Here is a 19949-nt window from a genome sequence, read left to right as displayed (position 1 = left end):
CCTCCCTTAGAGATAAATCAAAAACTCTATATTTACGCCTCACGGTACTCATTTCCCTAATAGTATGAAATAATCAGGAGAATTTATCCTCGATTCTTTCAAGATGCTATTTGCATTCATTCGCATTTTGCATTTACTTAGGCTGGGGCGAATAACAAATAAAACCTTTCCTATTAATATTTTGAGGAAAGGTTCACATTCGTTTTTACGCCTTTCACTCTTATCGTTCAAGGAATTACCTTGCTACAGGTTAGCACCTTTTCATTTTAGCATGCTTATAAAAATGACTCTTCAACTTATCTACTAAGCTTTCATTTTTATTATATGCACCTAAAAAGCTGGTTGCTGGGCTTCATCGGGCCTGTCCCTCCGCCATCTCGGGATAAGAGTATCCGTTCAAGGTAAAATCATACGCAATTTGTCGCACCGTGTCAACTACTTCATGCATTTTTTCAATATTATTTAAGGCTTTTCTTAGACTTTGTTGCTTTTGTATAACAACCTTATTAAGGTTAAATATGAATGATACTTTATAGAAAAGATGCCTCGAAACCAATCTACTCAGGTTTTAGGAAAAAGTGACGAAAAGGAACAGATTAAATTCGGCTTTTGGGTTTTTAACAATCTATTCGAAAACAGCCTTATATAAAGTCCATTTTTAAAAATCGGAATAATGTTCCGTCAGTCAAAAATACTAATGTTATGGCTTAAATAAGGAAAGAAATCGAAATGTTAAAACTTTGTGTTTTTTAAAAAATAAGCATATATAGTATAGACTAATTATTTAATTGTGTTATACTAATTGACATAAGCGATTAAAAATTTTTTATTCTTTCATAAAGGATGGTAACGCATTCATGAATTCAATAAGTTTATCTACTGAATTAAGTGAATTACTAAATGGAAATAATGTTTATACTCAATTATCCGTTCCACGATTAGTGGAAAAAATATTAGCGCGTAAAGAAGGAATCTTAACCTCAACTGGAGCCGTTCAGGCTGAAACTGGAAAATATACTGGGCGTTCCCCTAAAGATAAATTTATTGTTGAAGAACCTTCTGTAAAAGACAAAATTGATTGGGGTTCTGTCAATCAACCAATTTCTGTAGAAGTCTTTGACAAACTGTATCATAAGGTAATTCAATATTTAGAAAATCAAAATGAATTATTTGTATTTAAAGGATTTGCCGGTGCAGACAAAAAAAGCCGTCTTCCTATACAGGTTGTGAATGAATATGCTTGGCATAATTTATTCGCACATCAATTGTTTATCCGCCCATCAGAAGAAGAATTAGCGGATCATAAGGCACAATTTACGATTCTATCTGCTCCAAATTTTAAAGCAGACCCACAAGTAGATGGAACTAAGTCGGAAACATTTATCATTGTGTCCTTTGAACGCCGAATTATTTTAATTGGCGGAACGGAATATGCTGGAGAGATGAAAAAATCCATTTTCTCCATAATGAATTATTTATTGCCTGAAGCAGGAATATTACCTATGCACTGTTCCGCAAATGTAGGTCCGGAAGGCGATGTAGCATTATTCTTCGGCCTGTCCGGTACAGGAAAAACTACGTTATCCGCAGATCCAAATCGCAAGCTTATTGGGGATGATGAGCATGGTTGGTCAGCTAATGGGGTATTTAATATAGAAGGCGGCTGCTACGCAAAATGTATTGGTTTAACCCGTGAAAAAGAGCCGCAAATTTATGATGCCATTACGTTTGGATCTGTTTTGGAAAATGTAATGGTAAATCCTGATACACATGAAGCAATGTATGATGACAATACATTGACAGAAAATACACGTGCCGCTTATCCGATTCAATCCATCGAAAATATTGTTGAACCAAGTGTAGCAGGTCATCCACAAACAATCGTTTTCTTAACAGCCGATGCATTTGGTGTCTTGCCTCCGATCAGTAAATTAACAAAAGAGCAGGCAATGTATCACTTCTTAAGTGGATATACATCGAAGCTTGCAGGAACAGAGCGCGGGGTTACTTCTCCAGAAGCAACATTCTCGACATGCTTTGGAGCACCATTCCTTCCGCTTCCTGCCACGGTCTATGCGGAAATGCTCGGTAAAAAAATTGATGAATACGGAGTCGATGTCTTCCTTGTAAATACAGGATGGACTGGCGGAGAATACGGCGTAGGATCACGTATGAAATTAAGCTATACACGCGCCATGGTTCAAGCTGCTTTAGAAGGAGAATTGCACCATGCTGAAACAGTAAAGGATGAAATCTTTGGCTTAAATATTCCATTACATGTTCCAGGTGTTCCAGACGAAGTACTATTACCAAATAAAACTTGGGCTAGCCAAGATGAGTATATTATAAAAGCAAAGGAACTCTCTGAAAAATTCCAATTGAATTTCCAAAAGTTCAAAAATGTTGACAAGGAAATTGTGGAATTAGGAGGTCCAAAGAAATTATAATAGAAAGGGTGACCAATTTGGTCACCCTTTTAATTTGTAGAATTCAAGGAAATTAACTGATAAAAAATCGTTGTTTTCTCTTTTTCCCATTCTACCTTTTGAATAACAGCTGTTCCGCTTGAATCACTTTCCAACGTCCGCTTGACATCAATTGGTATATCGATTGGATATAGGCGATACCCCGCTTTTTCTAATATAAATAAATTATCGTCTAATCGTTTTTCATTTCCTTTTGTCACAATCATCGTATTAAGTTCTAAAGGCATTCCCATTTATTTTTCTCCTTTACCTTATCTGCATTCTTACAACTATTTTATCATGTCAGTGCCTGTTTTTTCATCCATGAACATAAATCCGAAACAATTTGCCGATTTATTATAGGCGGAAAATAATGTGTGTAATTTGGAAAATACCATGTTTCGACTGGTTTTTTTAGCAGTTTCAATCTTTCCTCCAGTCTTTTTGCATGCTCAAAAGATACATTTTGATCATGTTCCCCATGTATAATTAATACAGGTGATTCTATTTCCTCCAGAAAATACAGCGGGGTTCGCTCTTTGTATCGATCCGGATATTTTGCAGGAGTGCCTCCAATTACCCGTTTCATCATTCTTCGTAAATCCTTTCTCTCTCCATAAGTTAATTCCATATCGGAGACCCCTCCCCATGTTACAACGGATGCTGCCTCCTTTCGATGGATAGCCGTATGTAGAGCCATTACCCCTCCTCTTGAAAAACCAAACACATGGATGCGGTTTTTAGCTACCCGGGGATACTGTTTCAAAAGATCGAAAGCAGAATAGGCATCCATTCGATCCTCCCCTGCAAAATCTTCATCTCCTTCCCCTCCTCTGTTTCCTCGATAGAAAGGAGCAAAGACAACAAAGCCCTCACTGGCAAATTGTCCGATTCTAGCAGGTCTCACCATCCCTACACTTTTAATTCCACCCCTTAAGTATAAAAATCCATCATACACAAGGTCATCCTTTGGTTCTGCTAATAATCCCTTTACCTTATAGGAACCAGACATATAAGTTATTATGTACATATTTACCTGTGGATTGGGCGACGGAAATCGAAATTTTTCCATAATATTCATGTAAATACCTCCTTCCAGCTTCTTTATATCCATGTCTTCTAGGCATTCACACATTTTTTTTACAATCATACGATAGGTAACAAATCAGAAATAAACGAATGCCTATAAGGAGGTTTAAATATGAAAAGATGGCTTAGAGTTAGCTTTTCACTTTTGGTACCATTCATTCTGCTGTTTTCTTTAGGAGCATGCTCAAAAAAGGAAGGCTTGAAAACAGTTCGCGTTGCAGAGGTTACCCGTTCCGTTTTCTATACACCTCAGTATGTAGCAATCCAGAAAGGATTCTTTAAGGACGAAGGCTTAAAAATCGACTTAAAAACAACTGCTGGCGGCGACAAAACGATGACAACGTTATTGTCTGATGGAGCCGATATTGCCCTTGTAGGTTCTGAAACCTCCATTTACGTCCATGCTCAAGGCAGTGATGATCCAGTTATTAATTTCGCCCAACTGACTAGAACGGACGGAACCTTCCTTGTCTCTCGAAAAAAAATTGATAACTTTTCCTGGGACCAATTAAAAGGCTCCACTTTTCTTGGTCAAAGAAAAGGCGGGATGCCGCAAATGGTTGGAGAATTTGTTCTAAAAAAACATGGCATTGACCCACATAAGGATTTAAAGCTTATTCAAAATATTGATTATGCCAATATTGCTAATGCCTTTGCCTCTGGAACAGGTGATTTTGTCCAATTATTTGAACCGACCGCATCTGTTTTTGAAAAAGAGGGAAAAGGATATATCGTCGCTTCTTTCGGGAAAGAATCCGGTAATGTCCCATATACCGATTATATGGCAAAGCAAAGCTATATTAAAGAACATAAGGATACAATAGAAAAATTTGTCCGCGCTTTATATAAAGCGGAAAAATGGGTGAAGGATCATGATTCCAAGCAAGTAGCGAAAGTAGTCCAACCATTCTTCGAAGATACGGATATTGATATTTTAGCTTCTTCCATTGAGCGCTACCGTAATCAAGGTTCATTTGGAACTGATTTAGTCCTAAATGAGGATGGTTGGAATAACCTTCAAAATATTATGAGTGAAGCAGGAGAATTACCAAAGCGAGTTGATTATAAAACGCTTGTAAATACGTCCATTACAAAAAACGTTATTAATAAATAAGGAGGTTAAATATTATATGAGCTTCCTATCTGTAGATAATGTCCACCATAGCTACTTTACACCAAAATCAGCTACAAATGCTTTAAAAGACATAAACTTTGAGATTCAAGAAGGAGAATTTATTTCTTTGCTTGGTCCTAGTGGTTGTGGAAAAACAACGATGCTATCCATTCTTTCAGGTTTGATTCAACCAACAGAAGGAAGTGTTTTAATCGATGGAGCAGTACCTAGTTCGTTAACATCCTCCATCGGCTACATGCTGCAACAAGATTATTTATTTCCATGGAAAACCATCGAGGAAAATGTTTTACTTGGACTGAAACTTAATAAACAATTAACAGCTAAATCACGGAAAACAGCATTAAATTTACTAAAAGAAATAGGTTTAGCAGGTGTTGAAAAACAATATCCGAGGCAGCTTTCCGGCGGAATGAGGCAAAGAGCTGCTTTAGTAAGAACATTGGCCATCAATCCAAAAATTTTATTTTTAGATGAACCATTTTCAGCACTTGATTATCAAACAAAACTAAAATTAGAGGATCTCGTATTTGAAACATTAAAATCATACAAAAAAACTGCCGTATTAGTCACACATGATATAGGAGAAGCCATTTCTATGAGTGATCGCATTTTATTATTTGCTGCTAAACCTGGGCGTTTATATAAAACCTTTCTTGTCCCTGAAGAATTAAGAGCTATTAGGCCTTTTGATGTAAGAAGTAAAGAAGCATATTCTGTGTTATTTCAGGAAATTTGGAAGGAGTTGGAGTCCCTTGAAAACCACGAATAAACCAAATTTCCTTTATCACCAATATTTAAATAAGCTTAAAATCGAAAAAAGATGGGTTCGATTTTATCAGTTGATTATTTTAATCGTATTTTTTTCTCTTTGGGAAACAGCTAGCAGGCTTCATTGGGTAAATCCCCTTATATTTAGTTCTCCATCAAAAATATGGGTATTATTAGTTCATAAGATCCAAGATGGCACTATTTTTAGCCATATTGGCGTAACAGTATTTGAAACCATTATGGGATTTGTCCTTGGTACTTTTCTTGGAGCACTTTTGGCAGCCATTCTTTGGGCATCTCCAAAGCTATCGAAAATATTGGACCCCTACCTAGTTATCTTTAATGCAATGCCAAAGGTTGCCCTAGGACCAATCTTAATTGTTATCTTTGGACCTGGAGTATCATCTAGTATCGCGATGGGAATTATAATATCCGTCATTATAACCACCATCGTCATCTATACAGCCTTTCGAGACGTGGATTCTAACTATTTGAAGGTGCTGCAAACATTTGGAGCAACAAGGTCCCAAATGTTCAAGGAAGCCATTTTGCCTGCATCGTTTCCAACAATTATTTCCACTTTAAAGGTAAATGTCGGTTTATCTTGGGTCGGAGTTATTGTTGGAGAGTACTTAGTCGCATCAAAAGGATTAGGATATTTAATTATATATGGATTCCAGGTTTTTAATTTTACCCTTGTCATGTTATCACTCATTATTGTAGCGATAATAGCAACCATTATGTATCAATTGGTAGATTTATTAGAAAAAAAGCTTATTAAAGACTCAAATAATTAAAGGGGGCTATTTAAGATAGCACCCCACTATTTATTCTCTACTTTGAAGTAAAATCCTTTAAAATTCCAATACTGTCAATATGTTTTTTTGCCTCTTCATCCCCTAAATCATACAACATTTGATAAGCACGCAGTAAATTTTCATCCGAAATATCATTAGGACGATCATGATGATATTCTACAACAGGAACATGAGCCCGCCAAAATCCTAATACATCCGCATCATAATTTGAATCAAAAATTTGTCTCAGACGTGTGATTTCTTCATCTGTTGCCTCTATTTTATAATTCCATACTGATGCATCTTTGCTTCTAGAAATTTCCCCGCTTCCCAGATCGACATAATATGTGTGCTTAACTTCTTCCATGTTTGTTTCACCTCTAATTATTTTCAGATACGTTTAGAAATCTTTATGTATCGTTTCCCACAAAACTACTCAAAATATTCCTATTCAAGGAAAAAGCCTTTCTGAACGTAAACTGAAAAAAGGAGTGTTCTAATTGAGATTAGTGGACGAACTCTTTCAAATATATCGCGATAGATTAACGGGTGATGAAGAGGATTTAGACATTATCGCTTTAGCGGTTGTAGAAAACAACAGTCGTCAAGAACTTTTAAACATCGTCAAAGAAATGAACGATTATGAATTGCACTATTTCATAAGCATGTATTTAACAGAAACACTAAAGGAAAAATTTGCAAGCCATTCGGGTAATATTGATTATAGCCACCATTCAAAGTATCTTCATTAAAATAGTACTTTCTTCCTTCACTGGATGTTCATTTCCTAGTCAATTTCAGTGCAAAAATTGCAGAAATACATGTTAAAATATATTTATGTATTAAATTAAGAGGGGTATTGGAATGCTGATTTTGACTGCAATAGTATCGATTATTATTATTATCGTGATTATGTCAGCTGCTGTCATTACTACATCAAAAGCATATTCACATAAGCATACAATCGATCCGATTGAAAATAACCCAAATATTAAAACAGATGGAAAAGAACCGTCCGATATTTAAGGATGGTTCTTTTGACTTTTTTTCTGTTATGGAATAACCTAAAGAAAAAATAAGGAAGTAATGATTCATGCTAAAATATTTATTTATCTTAATCATTCGTTTTTATCAACTTGTCATTTCCCCTTTAAAACCACCAACATGTCGTTTTTATCCAACTTGTTCCCATTACGGACTTGAATCCATTAAACGATTCGGCGCTCTACGTGGCGGATATCTAGCCATCAAACGGATTTTAAAATGTCATCCTTTTCATCCAGGCGGAGTAGACCCGGTTCCAACAGAATGGCCCTCAAGGAAGAAGCAAAAATAATCATTGCTTTACCGCTAGCAATCTAGTATTAAAATTTCGTTTCTTAAATCGGAATCATTCTATTTTCTAAATAATGTCTAATCTAAACTGGCAAAGGTTGTAAAATAAGAAAACAGAACAAAGGTCCTTTATTTACACAATCTTGCTGTTTTAAGGGAAAAACGAGGATTATTTTTTACTAATGCAAAAAAATATTCAGTCACTTAACTGCCTTAAACTTATCTTCCTTTGATTTCCGTTATATTTTCATGGTGCCCGCAAACAATAAAAGATGTATCATCAATTTTATAAAATGAGGTGGTATGAAGATGGCAAAGGATGTTTTATGCGAAGTAAACAACTGTCATTATTGGAAAGACGGAAATAAATGCTCTGCTGATCAAATATACGTTGTAAGCCATAAAGGGCATGAAGCTAAAAATCAAGCAGAAACAGATTGTAAAACTTTTAAGCCTGAGGGTAATTGGTAAAATAGAGATAAGACAAAAAGAAATCGGCAAATTAGCCGATTTCTTTTTTAATCATATTTTTCCTCAAATATTGTAACTTCCTTTAAACGTCTTTGATTTAATTCGTATCCGATACCATAATCGGAAGGAGCTTTTATTCCACCATTATGCACTTTAATTTCCGGCGTAATAATATCTTCTTCCCAATACCTGCTAGACGAAGAAATATCACCAGGTATAGTAAAACCGCTTTTGGTTGCCAAGGCAATATTATGTGCCTTTGAAATACCGAACTCAATCATTCCCCCGCACCATACTTTAATATTGTTTTCTACACATAAATCATGCATTTGAATAGCGTTCCATAAGCCGCCAACTCGACCGATTTTTATATTGATGACACCGCAGCTTTTTAAGTAAATGGCGCTTTTCGCATCCTGGAGAGAAACAATACTCTCATCTAAACAAATAGGCGTCTTTATCTCTTTTTGAAGAATGGAATGTTCCACAATATCATCTATACCAAGTGGCTGTTCAATCATCAGCAAATTAAATTCATCCAAAGACTTAAGGATCTCGACATCTTTTAAGGAATAGGCAGAGTTAGCGTCAGCCATTAAATCGAGTTCAGGATAATGCTTTCGTATTTCTTTTAAGAGATAATAGTCATTCTCCGGTTTAATTTTTACTTTTACTCTTTTGTAGCCCTCCTGCAGATACATAGATATGTTTTCAATAGCCTCTATAGGATCTTGTGAGCCAACTACAACACCTGCAGGCACATGTTCCCTTACTCCGCCGATAAGGTCCCATAAAGGCTTCTTTTGTTGTTTAGCATATAAGTCCCATATAGCTGTTTCTATACCTGCTTTAGCCATTTGATTACCACGAATCATATCAAAGCGTTTGGACACTTCACTTGGATCATTAATAGGCTGATGCAGAATTAAAGGAAGTAAAATATCCTTTAACATGTGGAAAACTGTCTTAACGGTTTCCTCTGTGTACCATGGCGTTGAAAAAGCAACTGCCTCCCCTAATCCAATCGTTCCTTCCTCATCTCTTACCTTGATGATTATTCCTTCTCTTTCCGTCACTTTGCTTAGAGAAGTGGAAAAAGGAGATTTTAATGGCATTTTAATAACATATATCCAAGCTTCCGTTATCTTCATATTTCCATATCCTTTGGAATTATTTCGATTAACCTTCTGCGCAAAAGCTTATTGGAAGCATTTCTTGGCAAAGATTCAACCTTATATAACTTTTTCGGTATTTTATATTTTGCTAATTTTTTCCTACAAAATGAGATTAATTCTTCCTCTGATACGGAATGATTTAATACTACAAATCCAATTGGAACTTGACCCCATACCTCATCTTTTATTCCAGTTACCCCCGCTTCTTCGACATTAGGATGAGCTAATAACACCTCTTCAATTTCGGCTGGATATATATTTTCACCGCCTGAAATAATAAGGTCTGAGCGCCTATCCATGACAAAGAGATAACCTTCTTCGTCCACATATCCGATATCTCCTGTTTTAAGCCAGCCCTCACAGAAGCTATTTTGATTAGCTTCCGGCCGATTCAGATAGCCAATTGTAACATTTGGTCCCTTTACGACAATTTCCCCTGGCTCAAATGGTTTGTTCACTTTTCCTTCTGACATAATTTTTAACTCAGATGGAAATAACGGTTTCCCTGCTGAACCAAGTTTTTTCAAACTATCTTCCGGTGCTAATGTAACAATTTGTGAAGAGGTTTCTGTCATTCCATAGGACTGAAAGACTGGAATTCCTTTCTCCGCACATGCTTCCAGCAATGGACGTGGAGCAGGTCCTCCACCAAGTAGCATGCATCGGAATTTGGAATGATATCCTTGTTCATTTAGTGAAGAAACCATTCTTTGCAGCATGGCTCCTACTACAGACATAATGGTTATGTCCCCTGTCTGCAGTAATGTATTCACTTTTGTTTCGTTAAATTGCTCCATTAAATATACAGGAATCCCATAGATTACACTTCTCATCAAAATAGATAATCCGCTAATGTGAAATATAGGAACCGTACAAAGCCATGCATCATCATCTCTAATTCCAAGATTAAGAGCGGATCCAACAGCACTCCACCAATGGTTTCCAAATGTTTGTAAAACCCCTTTTGGATTTCCTGTCGTTCCGGAGGTATACATAATGGAACAAATATCGCTTAGCATATATTCCTTCACAACCTCGATATCTTTCTTCGGCAAACTCTCTAGCTCTTTAAAGGTGAGAAGCGGAAGTGAATCATATAGCGGATGTATTTCGTTCAATATATGTTTAAAATCGTCATCACTAATTAATAGTTTTGCTTGACTGTCCTTCAGCTGGAATGTCATTTCGGATGGGGTTAAGCGGTGATTTAAAAATACAGCTTTTACACGCAATTGTTGTAATGCATGGATTATAAACACAGTAGAGGGACGATTTTTCATTAATAGGGCAACTGTATCTTCTTGTTTTATACCTAAAGAGGATATTGTTTGGGCATAATCTTTCGCCTTCTCAAAAAGCTGAGCAAAGCTCCACGTTTTATTTTCAAAAACAAGTGCATTCCGATTAGGTGTTAAAAACGCACGCTGCTTTAAAAAATTTGGAATGATTGTTTCCAAAGAGATCACCTTCATTTTTTACATAAATTTTAGGAACAAATCCGTAAGCCGATTGACGCTGAAGCTAGACGTAGACCATTTTTCAAAAAAGCTTTCTACTGGTTTAAACTCTATAATTTTCCTAAACAGCTAAGAAAAAAGCTTGATGGTATTCCACCAAGCTTTTTATTTCATCATGGAAAACGAGGGAATTGTCCGAAGTCTGGTTTGCGTTTTTCTTTAAACGCATCACGACCTTCTTTTGCTTCATCTGTTGTGTAATATAGAAGCGTCGCATCTCCACCCATTTGCTGTAAACCAGCTAGCCCATCTGTATCTGCATTGAACGATGCTTTTAAGAAGCGAAGTGCAGTAGGGCTTTTCTCAAGAATTTCATTACACCATTTGATTGTTTCTTCTTCTAATTGCTCTAATGGAACAACTGTATTGACCAGACCCATATCCAATGCCTCTTGTGCATTGTATTGACGGCATAGGTACCAAATTTCACGTGCCTTTTTGTGGCCAACTATACGTGCTAGGTAACCAGCACCATAACCTGCATCAAAAGAACCTACTTTTGGTCCAGTTTGACCAAAAATAGCATTATCAGCTGCAATGGTTAAATCACAGACAATATGTAGTACATGTCCACCACCGATTGCATAACCGGCAACCATCGCAATTACTGGTTTTGGTGTAAAGCGAATTAATCTTTGTAAATCAAGAACGTTCAAACGTGGAATATTGTCATCTCCAACATAACCACCATGTCCGCGAACTTTTTGGTCACCGCCGGAGCAAAATGCTTTATCCCCTGCACCAGCTAATACAATAACACCGATTTTGCTATCATCACGTGCATAAGAAAATGCATCAATCATTTCATTTACTGTTTTAGGAGTAAATGCATTATGTACATGAGGACGGTTTATGGTTATTTTCGCAATTCCATTATACGTTTCATATAAAATTTCATCATATTTACGTTCAGCAATCCATTCAACTGCCATTAATATTCCTCCTTTTTTGTCAAGTTAAAACGATGGGAGTCGATGTTCCTTTCCGATTTTTTTGTCGGTAAGCAAATCATTTTGCAGGATAACAAAGCGCTGCAAAATTTAACGAAAAAAAGCATTATTTATCTGTTTTCGTCAAAAACTCCATTACTATTGTACCAAACTTTTTTGGACTTTCCACATGAATTGCATGTCCGGCATTCGGAATAGTTATCCATTCTGCGTGTTGGAGTCTGTTTTTCATCTCGACTGCAATATTACAAAACTTCTGATCAAGTGCACCTGTTATTAAAAGAATGGGCATTGTTAAGTTTGTAAGAGAATCCCACCAAGACGGCTGGCTTCCTGTTCCCATTCCTAAAAGGCTATTTGCCAGCCCAGTAGGATTATTGGATAGCCTTTGCATCCTAATACTGTTTTGGATGGAGGGATCAAGAGATTTCTGTGTTTGGAACAAAGCAATATTTGTCCAATAATCTACAAAAGACTCGATCCCCTCTGCCGTTATTTTATCTGCTAATATTTTGTCTTGCTTTCTTCTTGCTATTCTATCATTTTCACTTGCTAACCCTGGAGATGCACTTTCTAATATAAGATGTTTCGTTCTCTCAGGATATTTTTGGGCAAAGGTTATTGCTAATCTGCCGCCCATCGAATAACCAATGATACTAACATCTTTGAAAGCTAATCTATCAATGATTTCTTTTATATCATCAGCAACTAGTTCAATATCATAACGAGCTGGATTTTTAGGGCTGTCAGTCAATCCATGACCTAAGATATCCACAAGAACAACCTTAAATTGTTTTTTAAGATACTCAGCCAAGAAGTTCCATGTAGAAGTATCACCAGTAAACCCGTGCAATAATATTACCGGATCGCCTTCTCCTAAAACCTCAACATGGTACTGGGCATCATGAACTTTCATTAACATAATGTATCACCAGTTAATAATTTGCTCTTTTCCTGCGAAACATGATTCCACATATTTCGGTGGGTTTGGACATTTTTTTCACGATTGGTCGGTACTTCAATAACATTTAAACCGGATGTTTCAATAGCCCGATTGATTGAAGATTGAAACTCATTCCAGTTTGTGACTTTCTTATAATTTCCGCCATACATTTTTACAGCATATTCAAACTCTACATCAATTGGTGTGCCAAATAAATTTTCAAAATTCTTGGAAGAGCTTGCTTGCGGAAGAAACGAAAAGATCCCCCCGCCATTATTGTTAATAACAATAATCGTAATATTTAAATGATGCATTTTGGCTGCTAAAAGCCCGTTTAAATCATGGAAAAAGGAGAGATCACCAATGATCAGAAATAAGTTTTCTCCATAGACGCTTGCTCCTATTGCACTGGATACAACACCATCTATACCATTAGCTCCACGATTAGCCATCACTCGAATGTTTTTTTGATTATTATGAAAGAAAGTATCCACATCTCTGATTGGCATACTATTTCCAACAAATAAAGTACTGTTATTTGGCAATAGCTTAGTTAGTTCCAAAACGACTCTACCCTCATCTAATTCTTGAACATCCTCTATCGTTTTGGTGACAATCTTTCTTGTGTTCCTATTTAATTGCTGCCAGATTTGAAGCCATTTATTATTTGGTTCATTTTTTATCCGAGAAGATATACCCTCACAAAATAATATTTCATCTGCATGAATCATTTGTGTGCCCATTTTTATAGGATCTCTCCAGCCGCTTCCACTATCTATAATATAATGGTCCACTTTTTTAAGCTTTTTAAGGAATAATGTTAATGGTTTTGATACAGGCATGGCACCAAAGCGAATAATGACTTCCGGAGAGAGCTTCTCCTCATACTTACCGTCTTTTAAAAATGAATCATAGTTATCTATAATTGCCTCACTACTATGTAATCCACTTCTTAACTGTGACAACGGATCCGCTATAATAGGATATCCAAGCCGTTCGGAAAGAGTAAGGACCGCCTGAGCAAAATCTGGTTCATCTATAACTCCACAAATGATTAACCCTTTTGGTTGTGTTTCGAGATCCATACAAATCCTTTCCAATTCACCATTAGAAAGAATTAACTTACCTTGCGAACTTTTCACAGATTGCTTTGTTTCTTCAAATGGTGATGGTTCGAGTCTTGGTATTAAAGGCTCTCTAAATGGAAAATTTAAATGAACTGGTCCTGCAGGTGCTTGTAGGGATAGATTAACCGCTCTTGCAGCAGTAGTTCTTACAAAATAGTGCAGTTCTTCATTTGGATCCGGAATGGACATTTCTACAAACCATTTTACATGTTTTCCATATAAGTTGATCTGATCAATTGATTGTGGCGCTCCAATATCTCTTAACTCATGAGGGCGATCTGCAGTTAGCACAATCAATGGTACCCTTGAAATTTTTGCTTCAACGATTGCCGGATAGTAATTGGCTGCAGCCGTTCCAGATGTACATAGTAGGGCAACTGGTTTTCTCGTCTGTTTTGCCATTCCAAGCGCAAAGAAAGCAGCAGATCGCTCATCAATATTGATATGGTAAGCAAGATCTGGATGCTCAGCAATCATCATCGCTAAAGGGGTTGATCTTGATCCAGGACTAATAACAACATCTTTAACTCCATTAAAGACCAACTCCTGAATAAAATCTGCTAAAAAACTTGTTAGTATTTCTTGTTCATTCATCTTCTTTTCCTCCCAATGCACGAAGCATAGGACGAAATTTAATTTTCGTTTCTAAATATTCATCCTCTGGGTTTGAATCTGCAACAATTCCACACCCAGCATATATAAATGCTTCATTTCCTTTTAATAAACCTGATCTGATACCAACGATAAATTCACCATTACCGCGATAATCCATCCATCCGATTGGTCCCGCATATAAGCCTCTATCCATATTTTCAACATCCCTTATGACTCTCATCGCATCTTGTTTTGGAGTACCGCCAAGTGCTGGTGTCGGATGCAAAGATTCGACCAATTGAAGAATAGATGTGTTTTCCTTAACTTTCCCTTTTACCGGTGTATATAAATGTTGAATATCCGGTGTTTTCATTAAGGTTGGTTCATCTGGAATATTAACCTCCCAACAATGCTTCCGGAATACATCTGCAATCATAGATACTACTAGCTGATGCTCATGTCTATTTTTTTTATCCTCTAATAACATTTTACCTAAAGTTTCATCATGCTTCTCATCATTGCTTCTTTTCATTGAACCTGCTAAACAAGTGGATAAAATATTCTCCCCTGTTTTCTTCACTAATCTTTCGGGCGAAGCACCAGCAAAGCAATGATTCTGGAACCCAAATGAAAATACGAAGCTTGTCTGTTGCTGGTCCAATAAGTGATTCAAAATATTTTCAGGCAATATATCTTGCTGGTATTCAACTCTCATTTTTCTTGCCAAAACTACTTTATCCAAATGACCGTCTTTTAAAAGAGAAATAACCCTTGCAACGGACTCTTTCCATTCTTCCGGATTTATTTCTTCCTTTTTCATCACTTCTGAGATGAAATTATTTGAGAACTCTTGAATGTTTAATATTTTCTTCTTTTGATTTTCCAAATACATTAATTGGGATACATCACTTTCAGGCTTTACAATGGAATTTACCGTCAGAAAACTATTCTTTTCTGTTATTGTAAGCATGATTTCCGGAACATAAAAAGTTGCATTTGAAAATGCTCCCCATTCGTATTCTTTCCTATTATAAGGGTCGAAAGTAAAGCCACCAAATAATAAAGGACCTGTTCCAGGCTGATCAGCTGAATTGTATATGGAAGCGTTTTCTAAAATATTCTCCCATTTTTCTTCTACATTGCGAAATCTCTCATCTATCAGTTCAGAAATAATCGGAAGTACATTGCCTAATCCAATTATAATGGTCTCATTCTGAGGATCTTTCCAATAAAAATGATCTTCACTATTGCGGATAACAGATGAATATAATTGGTGAGGATATGGAAGAGCAATCTGTTCTGTGTAACTGAATAATATCTCTTTATTATTTTCCTTCGCATTTTTTATGGATAATTCAAATTGTTCATCTATTGGTTTCAATTAAATCTCCCCCAGGGCCATAACATCTTAACTATTTTATCAACAATAAAAAATAAATGGTGCTTTATTTGTATTTGAATAATGAAGAATTCATCCATCCTTTAAGATACACCTCAAAAAGTTTCGAGTCAATGTTCGACAAGTTTTGCACTTTCCCTTACCTATTATAATTATTTTGAGCAGATAAATCAGCTATAACGTGTCCTATATAGCTAAAAAGGAATAATTTCTCTACAATACATATAAAAATTCATTGACACCACCTTCTCCTTTACCTACACTTTAGATTGTAATGTTTTGTCTTTATTCATTAAACCTTGAACCAATATAAGGGAGAGACTTATAATGAGCAAACAATCTTCACCACCAATAGAACGAGATCATGGTTGGCGAATATGGTGGCAATTAACTAGACCTCATACACTAACAGCTGGCTTTGTGCCCGTTTTTCTGGGAACTGCACTAGCATTGCATTACACACATCTAAATATTTCATTATTTATCGCAATGCTGATTGCTTCCCTATTAATACAGGCTGCAACAAATATGTTCAATGAGTATTATGACTATAAAAGAGGCCTGGATAATGAAAAGTCTGTAGGGATAGGCGGAGCCATTGTAAGAAATGGTGTACATCCTAAAACTGTGTTAAGACTTGCATTCACTTTTTTTGGCATTGCCATTCTGTTAGGCGTTTATATTTGTATGAATACTACATGGTGGATTGCCGTAATTGGGACTGTATGTATGCTGATTGCTTATTTTTATACAGGTGGACCTTATCCGATCGCCTATACACCATTTGGAGAATTCTTATCAGGATTCTTTATGGGAGTCATTATTGTTCTAATTTCTTTTTACATTCAAGTAAGAGAAATCACCGCAGACAGTGTATTAATTTCTATACCAATAATGATTCTTATTGGAGCTATTATGCTATCCAATAACATTCGTGACCTTGATGGTGATAAAGAGAACGGTCGAAGAACGGTAGCGATTTTAATCGGGCGTAAAAAAGCAATAAATTTATTAGCCGCCATGTTTACTGTTTCGTATGTATGGATTATTGCCTTAATTCTTTTTGGAGGCGCAACGCCTTGGCTTCTATTGATATTGATAAGTATTCCTAAACCTATTACGGCTGTTAAGGGTTTTATCGGTAAAACAGAGCCAATCCAAATGCTGCCTGCTATGAAGGCTACAGCTCAGACCAATACATTTTTTGGACTATTGCTGTCAATTGGTTTAGTAATTGCACATTTCTTTTAATCTGCAAAAAGACTTCATTCCGTTTGGAATGAAGTCTTTTTGTTTTCTTATTTGGAGGAAATAGATCTGCTATCTTGTTTCTCAGCTTTGGTAACCCATTTGTATCGTATGTAGATTTTATTCTAGTTTTGTACGGATTTCATAAATATCGTTATTCTAAAGTATTTTTTTGTAGTTTTCTATACTAATCCCAGGAAAATGACAGCTAATCTTTGTAATTTTATATTTAATCTCGTGAAAGTAGCAAATAATCTCATCATTTTTATACTTAATCTCGCGAATTAGGACTTTCTGCCTAATTTTGTTATAAAAGAAAAAAGGATTTCTCATGAATGAGAAATCCTTTTTTCACTCTATTAAACTATGACCCGTACGGGATTCGAACCCGTGTTACCGCCGTGAAAGGGCGGTGTCTTAACCGCTTGACCAACGGGCCAAGGTGAAAATATGGCGGAGAAGGAGGGATTTGAACCCTCGCGCCGCTTACGCGACCTACACCCTTAGCAGGGGCGCCTCTTCAGCCACTTGAGTACTTCCCCCAAAAAAATGGCTCCGCAGGTAGGATTCGAACCTACGACCGATCGGTTAACAGCCGATAGCTCTACCACTGAGCTACTGCGGAACAATAATTGAAAGTTATTTTGCTATTGCAAAAAATTCTGGTGGGCCTAAATGGACTTGAACCATCGACCTCACGCTTATCAGGCGTGCGCTCTAACCAGCTGAGCTATAGGCCCATTTACTATGGAGCGGGTGATGGGAATCGAACCCACGACAACAGCTTGGAAGGCTGTAGTTTTACCACTAAACTACACCCGCGTAAAATATGGGGCGACTAGTGGGAATCGAACCCACGAATGTCGGAGCCACAATCCGATGCGTTAACCACTTCGCCATAGCCGCCATTACAAATAAATATTATTAAAAGATGGATGGTGGCTCGGGACGGAATCGAACCGCCGACACAAGGATTTTCAGTCCTTTGCTCTACCGACTGAGCTACCGAGCCATAATTACTTATTTTTAAAATAAATGGCGGTCCGGACGGGACTCGAACCCGCGACCTCCTGCGTGACAGGCAGGCATTCTAACCAGCTGAACTACCGGACCAGGTTTTTTCAAGAATTGAAAATAAACTTTCTTATAATCTTCCTTGAAAATAACTTACCTTAATTGCGGGGGCAGGATTTGAACCTGCGACCTTCGGGTTATGAGCCCGACGAGCTACCGGACTGCTCCACCCCGCGACGATATTATAAAACCATTTTATTTAATTATGGCGGAGGAAGAGGGATTCGAACCCCCGCGCGGTTTAACCCGCCTGTCGGTTTTCAAGACCGATCCCTTCAGCCAGACTTGGGTATTCCTCCGAATGATTATGGTGGACCTTGTAGGACTCGAACCTACGACCGGACGGTTATGAGCCGTCTGCTCTAACCAGCTGAGCTAAAGGTCCATTTTATGGTAGCGGCGGAGGGGATCGAACCCACGACCTCACGGGTATGAACCGTACGCTCTAGCCAGCTGAGCTACGCCGCCATAAAATACTATATTATTGGTGGAGCCTAGCGGGATCGAACCGCTGACCTCCTGCGTGCAAAGCAGGCGCTCTCCCAGCTGAGCTAAGGCCCCATTTTTTTAAGTGGTCGGGAAGACAGGATTCGAACCTGCGACCCCATGGTCCCAAACCATGTGCTCTACCAAGCTGAGCTACTTCCCGTTTGTATTGATAATGGCGCGCCCAAGAGGAGTCGAACCCCTAACCTTTTGATCCGTAGTCAAACGCTCTATCCAATTGAGCTATGGGCGCATATTATGGTAGTTTATTTTGCTTTGCAAAAAAACTTGGTGCCGAGGACCGGAATCGAACCGGTACGGTAGTCACCTACCGCAGGATTTTAAGTCCTGTGCGTCTGCCAGTTCCGCCACCCCGGCAAAGGGTATTTGGAGCGGAAGACGGGATTCGAACCCGCGACCCCCACCTTGGCAAGGTGGTGTTCTACCACTGAACTACTTCCGCGCAGAATTTTTTATCTATGCGGGTGAAGGGAGTCGAACCCCCACGCCTTGCGGCGCCAGATCCTAAGTCTGGTGCGTCTGCCAATTCCGCCACACCCGCGTTATGAAAATTTATTTACTTTAAAATGGTGAGCCATGAAGGACTCGAACCTTCGACCCTCTGATTAAAAGTCAGATGCTCTACCGACTGAGCTAATGGCTCGTAATATAGTATTTAGAAATGATGTCATATTGCTTTCTACCTAAGTGCATCTACGACGTCCCAATCTCAGAAAGATTATTCAAGTAGCAGCTCGATTGGTACGCTGAAGTATCGCTCCGTAGTTAATCGGTCGTGCTCTACCGACTGAGCTAATGGCTCGTATTAAATGGTGCCGGCCAGAGGACTTGAACCCCCAACCTACTGATTACGATTCAGTTGCTCTACCAATTGAGCTAGGCCGGCATTTCAAGCATTCATTTTGCAATTAAATGACTTAAAATATCTGGTCCAACTAAATAATCAAAGCAGTTAACTTTCATTATTGTAGCCGGGCCGGCTTTATCTGAAATCTTTTATCATCAATAATATGGTGGAGGATGACGGGATCGAACCGCCGACCCCCTGCTTGTAAGGCAGGTGCTCTCCCAGCTGAGCTAATCCTCCATTTTGTAAGCCTGGCAACGTCCTACTCTTGCAGGGGGAGAGCCCCCAACTACCATCGGCGCTGAGAAGCTTAACTTCCGTGTTCGGGATGGGAACGGGTGTGACCTTCTCGCCATAATTACCAGACTATATGAGGTTTGTTCCCTCAAAACTAAATACTGCAGAAGAAGAAGTAAAGAGAATCGCTTTATAATTTGGTTAAGTCCTCGATCGATTAGTATTCGTCAGCTCCATGTGTCGCCACACTTCCACCTCGAACCTATCAACC

General features: G+C 37.8%; 18 protein-coding genes, 21 tRNA genes, 1 rRNA gene and 1 riboswitch. Of the genes, 9 read left to right on the top strand and 31 right to left on the bottom strand.

Going from position 1 to position 19949, the window contains the following annotated elements; genetic code table 11:
- Window positions 1-217 precede the first annotated feature (217 nt).
- Window positions 218-389: riboswitch (SAM riboswitch) on the bottom strand.
- Window positions 390-857: 468 nt separating this feature from the next.
- A complete protein-coding gene (gene pckA, locus AN964_RS06860) occupies window positions 858-2447 on the top strand; it encodes a phosphoenolpyruvate carboxykinase (ATP) (RefSeq protein ID WP_055738965.1) in 1590 nt (529 codons plus the stop codon).
- A 29-nt stretch (window positions 2448-2476) separates the two neighbouring features.
- On the opposite strand, the gene AN964_RS06855 is transcribed toward pckA, so the two are convergent.
- Both AN964_RS06855 and AN964_RS06850 read right to left on the bottom strand, forming a co-directional pair.
- Window positions 2477-2719, bottom strand: coding sequence for a DUF2584 domain-containing protein (locus AN964_RS06855; RefSeq protein WP_055738964.1), 243 nt, complete (start codon window positions 2717-2719; stop codon window positions 2477-2479).
- A 44-nt stretch (window positions 2720-2763) separates the two neighbouring features.
- Entirely contained in the window at window positions 2764-3546 is a 783-nt protein-coding gene (locus tag AN964_RS06850; RefSeq protein WP_055738963.1) for an alpha/beta hydrolase family protein, read from the bottom strand.
- Between the two features lie 120 nt (window positions 3547-3666).
- Between AN964_RS06850 and AN964_RS06845 the strand changes: the two genes are divergently transcribed.
- Genes AN964_RS06845 through AN964_RS06835 form a run of 3 tightly spaced genes read left to right on the top strand, consistent with a single transcriptional unit; the run spans window position 3667 to window position 6254 of the window.
- The gene (locus tag AN964_RS06845; RefSeq protein ID WP_055738962.1) at window positions 3667-4668 is read left to right on the top strand and encodes an ABC transporter substrate-binding protein; all 1002 of its coding nucleotides are present in this window, start codon (window positions 3667-3669) and stop codon (window positions 4666-4668) included.
- 16 nt (window positions 4669-4684) lie between these two features.
- Window positions 4685-5458, top strand: a complete 774-nt coding sequence (locus tag AN964_RS06840; protein WP_055738961.1) for an ABC transporter ATP-binding protein — start codon at window positions 4685-4687, stop codon at window positions 5456-5458.
- Complete coding sequence (locus AN964_RS06835) at window positions 5442-6254, top strand: ABC transporter permease (RefSeq protein WP_055738960.1); 813 nt, start codon at window positions 5442-5444, stop codon at window positions 6252-6254. Before AN964_RS06840 ends, AN964_RS06835 begins: the two co-directional genes overlap by 17 nt.
- 37 nt (window positions 6255-6291) lie before the next feature.
- Here AN964_RS06835 and AN964_RS06830 read toward each other — a convergent pair whose 3' ends face one another.
- A complete protein-coding gene (locus AN964_RS06830; protein WP_055738959.1) occupies window positions 6292-6621 on the bottom strand; it encodes a hypothetical protein in 330 nt (109 codons plus the stop codon).
- Between the two features lie 142 nt (window positions 6622-6763).
- On the opposite strand from AN964_RS06830, the gene AN964_RS06825 reads away from it, so the two are divergent.
- From AN964_RS06825 to AN964_RS25370, 4 genes are all read left to right on the top strand, one after another.
- The gene (locus AN964_RS06825) at window positions 6764-7006 is read left to right on the top strand and encodes a DUF6154 family protein (protein ID WP_437177112.1); all 243 of its coding nucleotides are present in this window, start codon (window positions 6764-6766) and stop codon (window positions 7004-7006) included.
- 112 nt (window positions 7007-7118) lie between these two features.
- Window positions 7119-7280, top strand: coding sequence for a YtzI protein (ytzI, locus tag AN964_RS25375; RefSeq protein ID WP_083489247.1), 162 nt, complete (start codon window positions 7119-7121; stop codon window positions 7278-7280).
- A gap of 67 nt (window positions 7281-7347) precedes the next feature.
- Complete coding sequence (gene yidD, locus AN964_RS06820; RefSeq protein WP_055738957.1) at window positions 7348-7590, top strand: membrane protein insertion efficiency factor YidD; 243 nt, start codon at window positions 7348-7350, stop codon at window positions 7588-7590.
- Between the two features lie 308 nt (window positions 7591-7898).
- The gene (locus AN964_RS25370) at window positions 7899-8060 is read left to right on the top strand and encodes a DUF1540 domain-containing protein (protein WP_083489246.1); all 162 of its coding nucleotides are present in this window, start codon (window positions 7899-7901) and stop codon (window positions 8058-8060) included.
- Window positions 8061-8107: 47 nt separating this feature from the next.
- On the opposite strand, the gene menC is transcribed toward AN964_RS25370, so the two are convergent.
- From menC to AN964_RS06790, 6 genes are all read right to left on the bottom strand, one after another.
- On the bottom strand, window positions 8108-9211 hold the full coding sequence (gene menC, locus AN964_RS06815; protein ID WP_055738956.1) for an o-succinylbenzoate synthase: 1104 nt from the start codon (window positions 9209-9211) through the stop codon (window positions 8108-8110).
- Window positions 9208-10707 (bottom strand): o-succinylbenzoate--CoA ligase, encoded by a 1500-nt coding sequence (locus AN964_RS06810; RefSeq protein ID WP_055738955.1) that lies wholly within the window; start codon window positions 10705-10707, stop codon window positions 9208-9210. Before AN964_RS06810 ends, menC begins: the two co-directional genes overlap by 4 nt.
- A 158-nt stretch (window positions 10708-10865) precedes the next feature.
- Complete coding sequence (menB, locus tag AN964_RS06805) at window positions 10866-11684, bottom strand: 1,4-dihydroxy-2-naphthoyl-CoA synthase (protein ID WP_055738954.1); 819 nt, start codon at window positions 11682-11684, stop codon at window positions 10866-10868.
- A gap of 124 nt (window positions 11685-11808) precedes the next feature.
- Entirely contained in the window at window positions 11809-12624 is an 816-nt protein-coding gene (menH, locus tag AN964_RS06800) for a 2-succinyl-6-hydroxy-2,4-cyclohexadiene-1-carboxylate synthase (protein WP_321198518.1), read from the bottom strand.
- Entirely contained in the window at window positions 12618-14366 is a 1749-nt protein-coding gene (gene menD, locus AN964_RS06795) for a 2-succinyl-5-enolpyruvyl-6-hydroxy-3-cyclohexene-1-carboxylic-acid synthase (protein ID WP_055738953.1), read from the bottom strand. The genes menH and menD overlap by 7 nt, the downstream gene beginning before the upstream one ends.
- Window positions 14359-15747 carry an isochorismate synthase gene (locus tag AN964_RS06790; protein ID WP_055738952.1) on the bottom strand — a complete coding sequence of 463 codons (1389 nt, stop codon included), beginning with the start codon at window positions 15745-15747 and terminating at the stop codon, window positions 14359-14361. The genes menD and AN964_RS06790 overlap by 8 nt, the downstream gene beginning before the upstream one ends.
- 345 nt (window positions 15748-16092) lie before the next feature.
- On the opposite strand from AN964_RS06790, the gene AN964_RS06785 reads away from it, so the two are divergent.
- The gene (locus AN964_RS06785) at window positions 16093-17016 is read left to right on the top strand and encodes a 1,4-dihydroxy-2-naphthoate polyprenyltransferase (RefSeq protein WP_055738951.1); all 924 of its coding nucleotides are present in this window, start codon (window positions 16093-16095) and stop codon (window positions 17014-17016) included.
- A gap of 364 nt (window positions 17017-17380) precedes the next feature.
- Here the strand turns inward: AN964_RS06785 and AN964_RS06780 are convergent.
- From AN964_RS06780 to rrf, 22 genes are all read right to left on the bottom strand, one after another.
- Window positions 17381-17452: transfer RNA gene (locus AN964_RS06780), tRNA-Glu, on the bottom strand.
- 12 nt (window positions 17453-17464) lie between these two features.
- Window positions 17465-17555: transfer RNA gene (locus tag AN964_RS06775), tRNA-Ser, on the bottom strand.
- A gap of 8 nt (window positions 17556-17563) precedes the next feature.
- Window positions 17564-17638 (bottom strand) — tRNA-Asn (locus AN964_RS06770).
- Window positions 17639-17676: 38 nt separating this feature from the next.
- Window positions 17677-17753, bottom strand: a tRNA-Ile gene (locus AN964_RS06765).
- A gap of 8 nt (window positions 17754-17761) precedes the next feature.
- Window positions 17762-17835, bottom strand: a tRNA-Gly gene (locus tag AN964_RS06760).
- Window positions 17836-17843: 8 nt separating this feature from the next.
- A tRNA-His gene (locus AN964_RS06755) sits at window positions 17844-17919 on the bottom strand.
- Between the two features lie 30 nt (window positions 17920-17949).
- A tRNA-Phe gene (locus AN964_RS06750) sits at window positions 17950-18025 on the bottom strand.
- A gap of 24 nt (window positions 18026-18049) precedes the next feature.
- Window positions 18050-18126: transfer RNA gene (locus AN964_RS06745), tRNA-Asp, on the bottom strand.
- A 63-nt stretch (window positions 18127-18189) separates the two neighbouring features.
- Window positions 18190-18263: transfer RNA gene (locus tag AN964_RS06740), tRNA-Met, on the bottom strand.
- Between the two features lie 30 nt (window positions 18264-18293).
- A tRNA-Ser gene (locus AN964_RS06735) sits at window positions 18294-18386 on the bottom strand.
- A 9-nt stretch (window positions 18387-18395) separates the two neighbouring features.
- Window positions 18396-18472, bottom strand: a tRNA-Ile gene (locus AN964_RS06730).
- A 6-nt stretch (window positions 18473-18478) separates the two neighbouring features.
- Window positions 18479-18555 (bottom strand) — tRNA-Met (locus AN964_RS06725).
- A 17-nt stretch (window positions 18556-18572) separates the two neighbouring features.
- Window positions 18573-18648 (bottom strand) — tRNA-Ala (locus AN964_RS06720).
- Between the two features lie 11 nt (window positions 18649-18659).
- Window positions 18660-18736: transfer RNA gene (locus AN964_RS06715), tRNA-Pro, on the bottom strand.
- A gap of 13 nt (window positions 18737-18749) precedes the next feature.
- Window positions 18750-18826 (bottom strand) — tRNA-Arg (locus AN964_RS06710).
- Window positions 18827-18862: 36 nt separating this feature from the next.
- A tRNA-Leu gene (locus AN964_RS06705) sits at window positions 18863-18951 on the bottom strand.
- A 10-nt stretch (window positions 18952-18961) separates the two neighbouring features.
- Window positions 18962-19036 (bottom strand) — tRNA-Gly (locus AN964_RS06700).
- Between the two features lie 17 nt (window positions 19037-19053).
- Window positions 19054-19135, bottom strand: a tRNA-Leu gene (locus AN964_RS06695).
- Window positions 19136-19161: 26 nt separating this feature from the next.
- Window positions 19162-19237, bottom strand: a tRNA-Lys gene (locus tag AN964_RS06690).
- Between the two features lie 167 nt (window positions 19238-19404).
- A tRNA-Thr gene (locus tag AN964_RS06685) sits at window positions 19405-19480 on the bottom strand.
- Window positions 19481-19605: 125 nt separating this feature from the next.
- Window positions 19606-19681 (bottom strand) — tRNA-Val (locus tag AN964_RS06680).
- Between the two features lie 9 nt (window positions 19682-19690).
- Window positions 19691-19807: ribosomal RNA gene (rrf, locus tag AN964_RS06675) — 5S ribosomal RNA — on the bottom strand.
- Between the last annotated feature and the right edge of the window lie 142 nt (window positions 19808-19949).

The sequence above is a fragment of the Heyndrickxia shackletonii genome (assembly GCF_001420715.1).
GTDB lineage: Bacteria > Bacillota > Bacilli > Bacillales > Bacillaceae_C > Margalitia > Margalitia shackletonii.
This window is presented reverse-complemented; position numbering and strand designations above follow the sequence as displayed.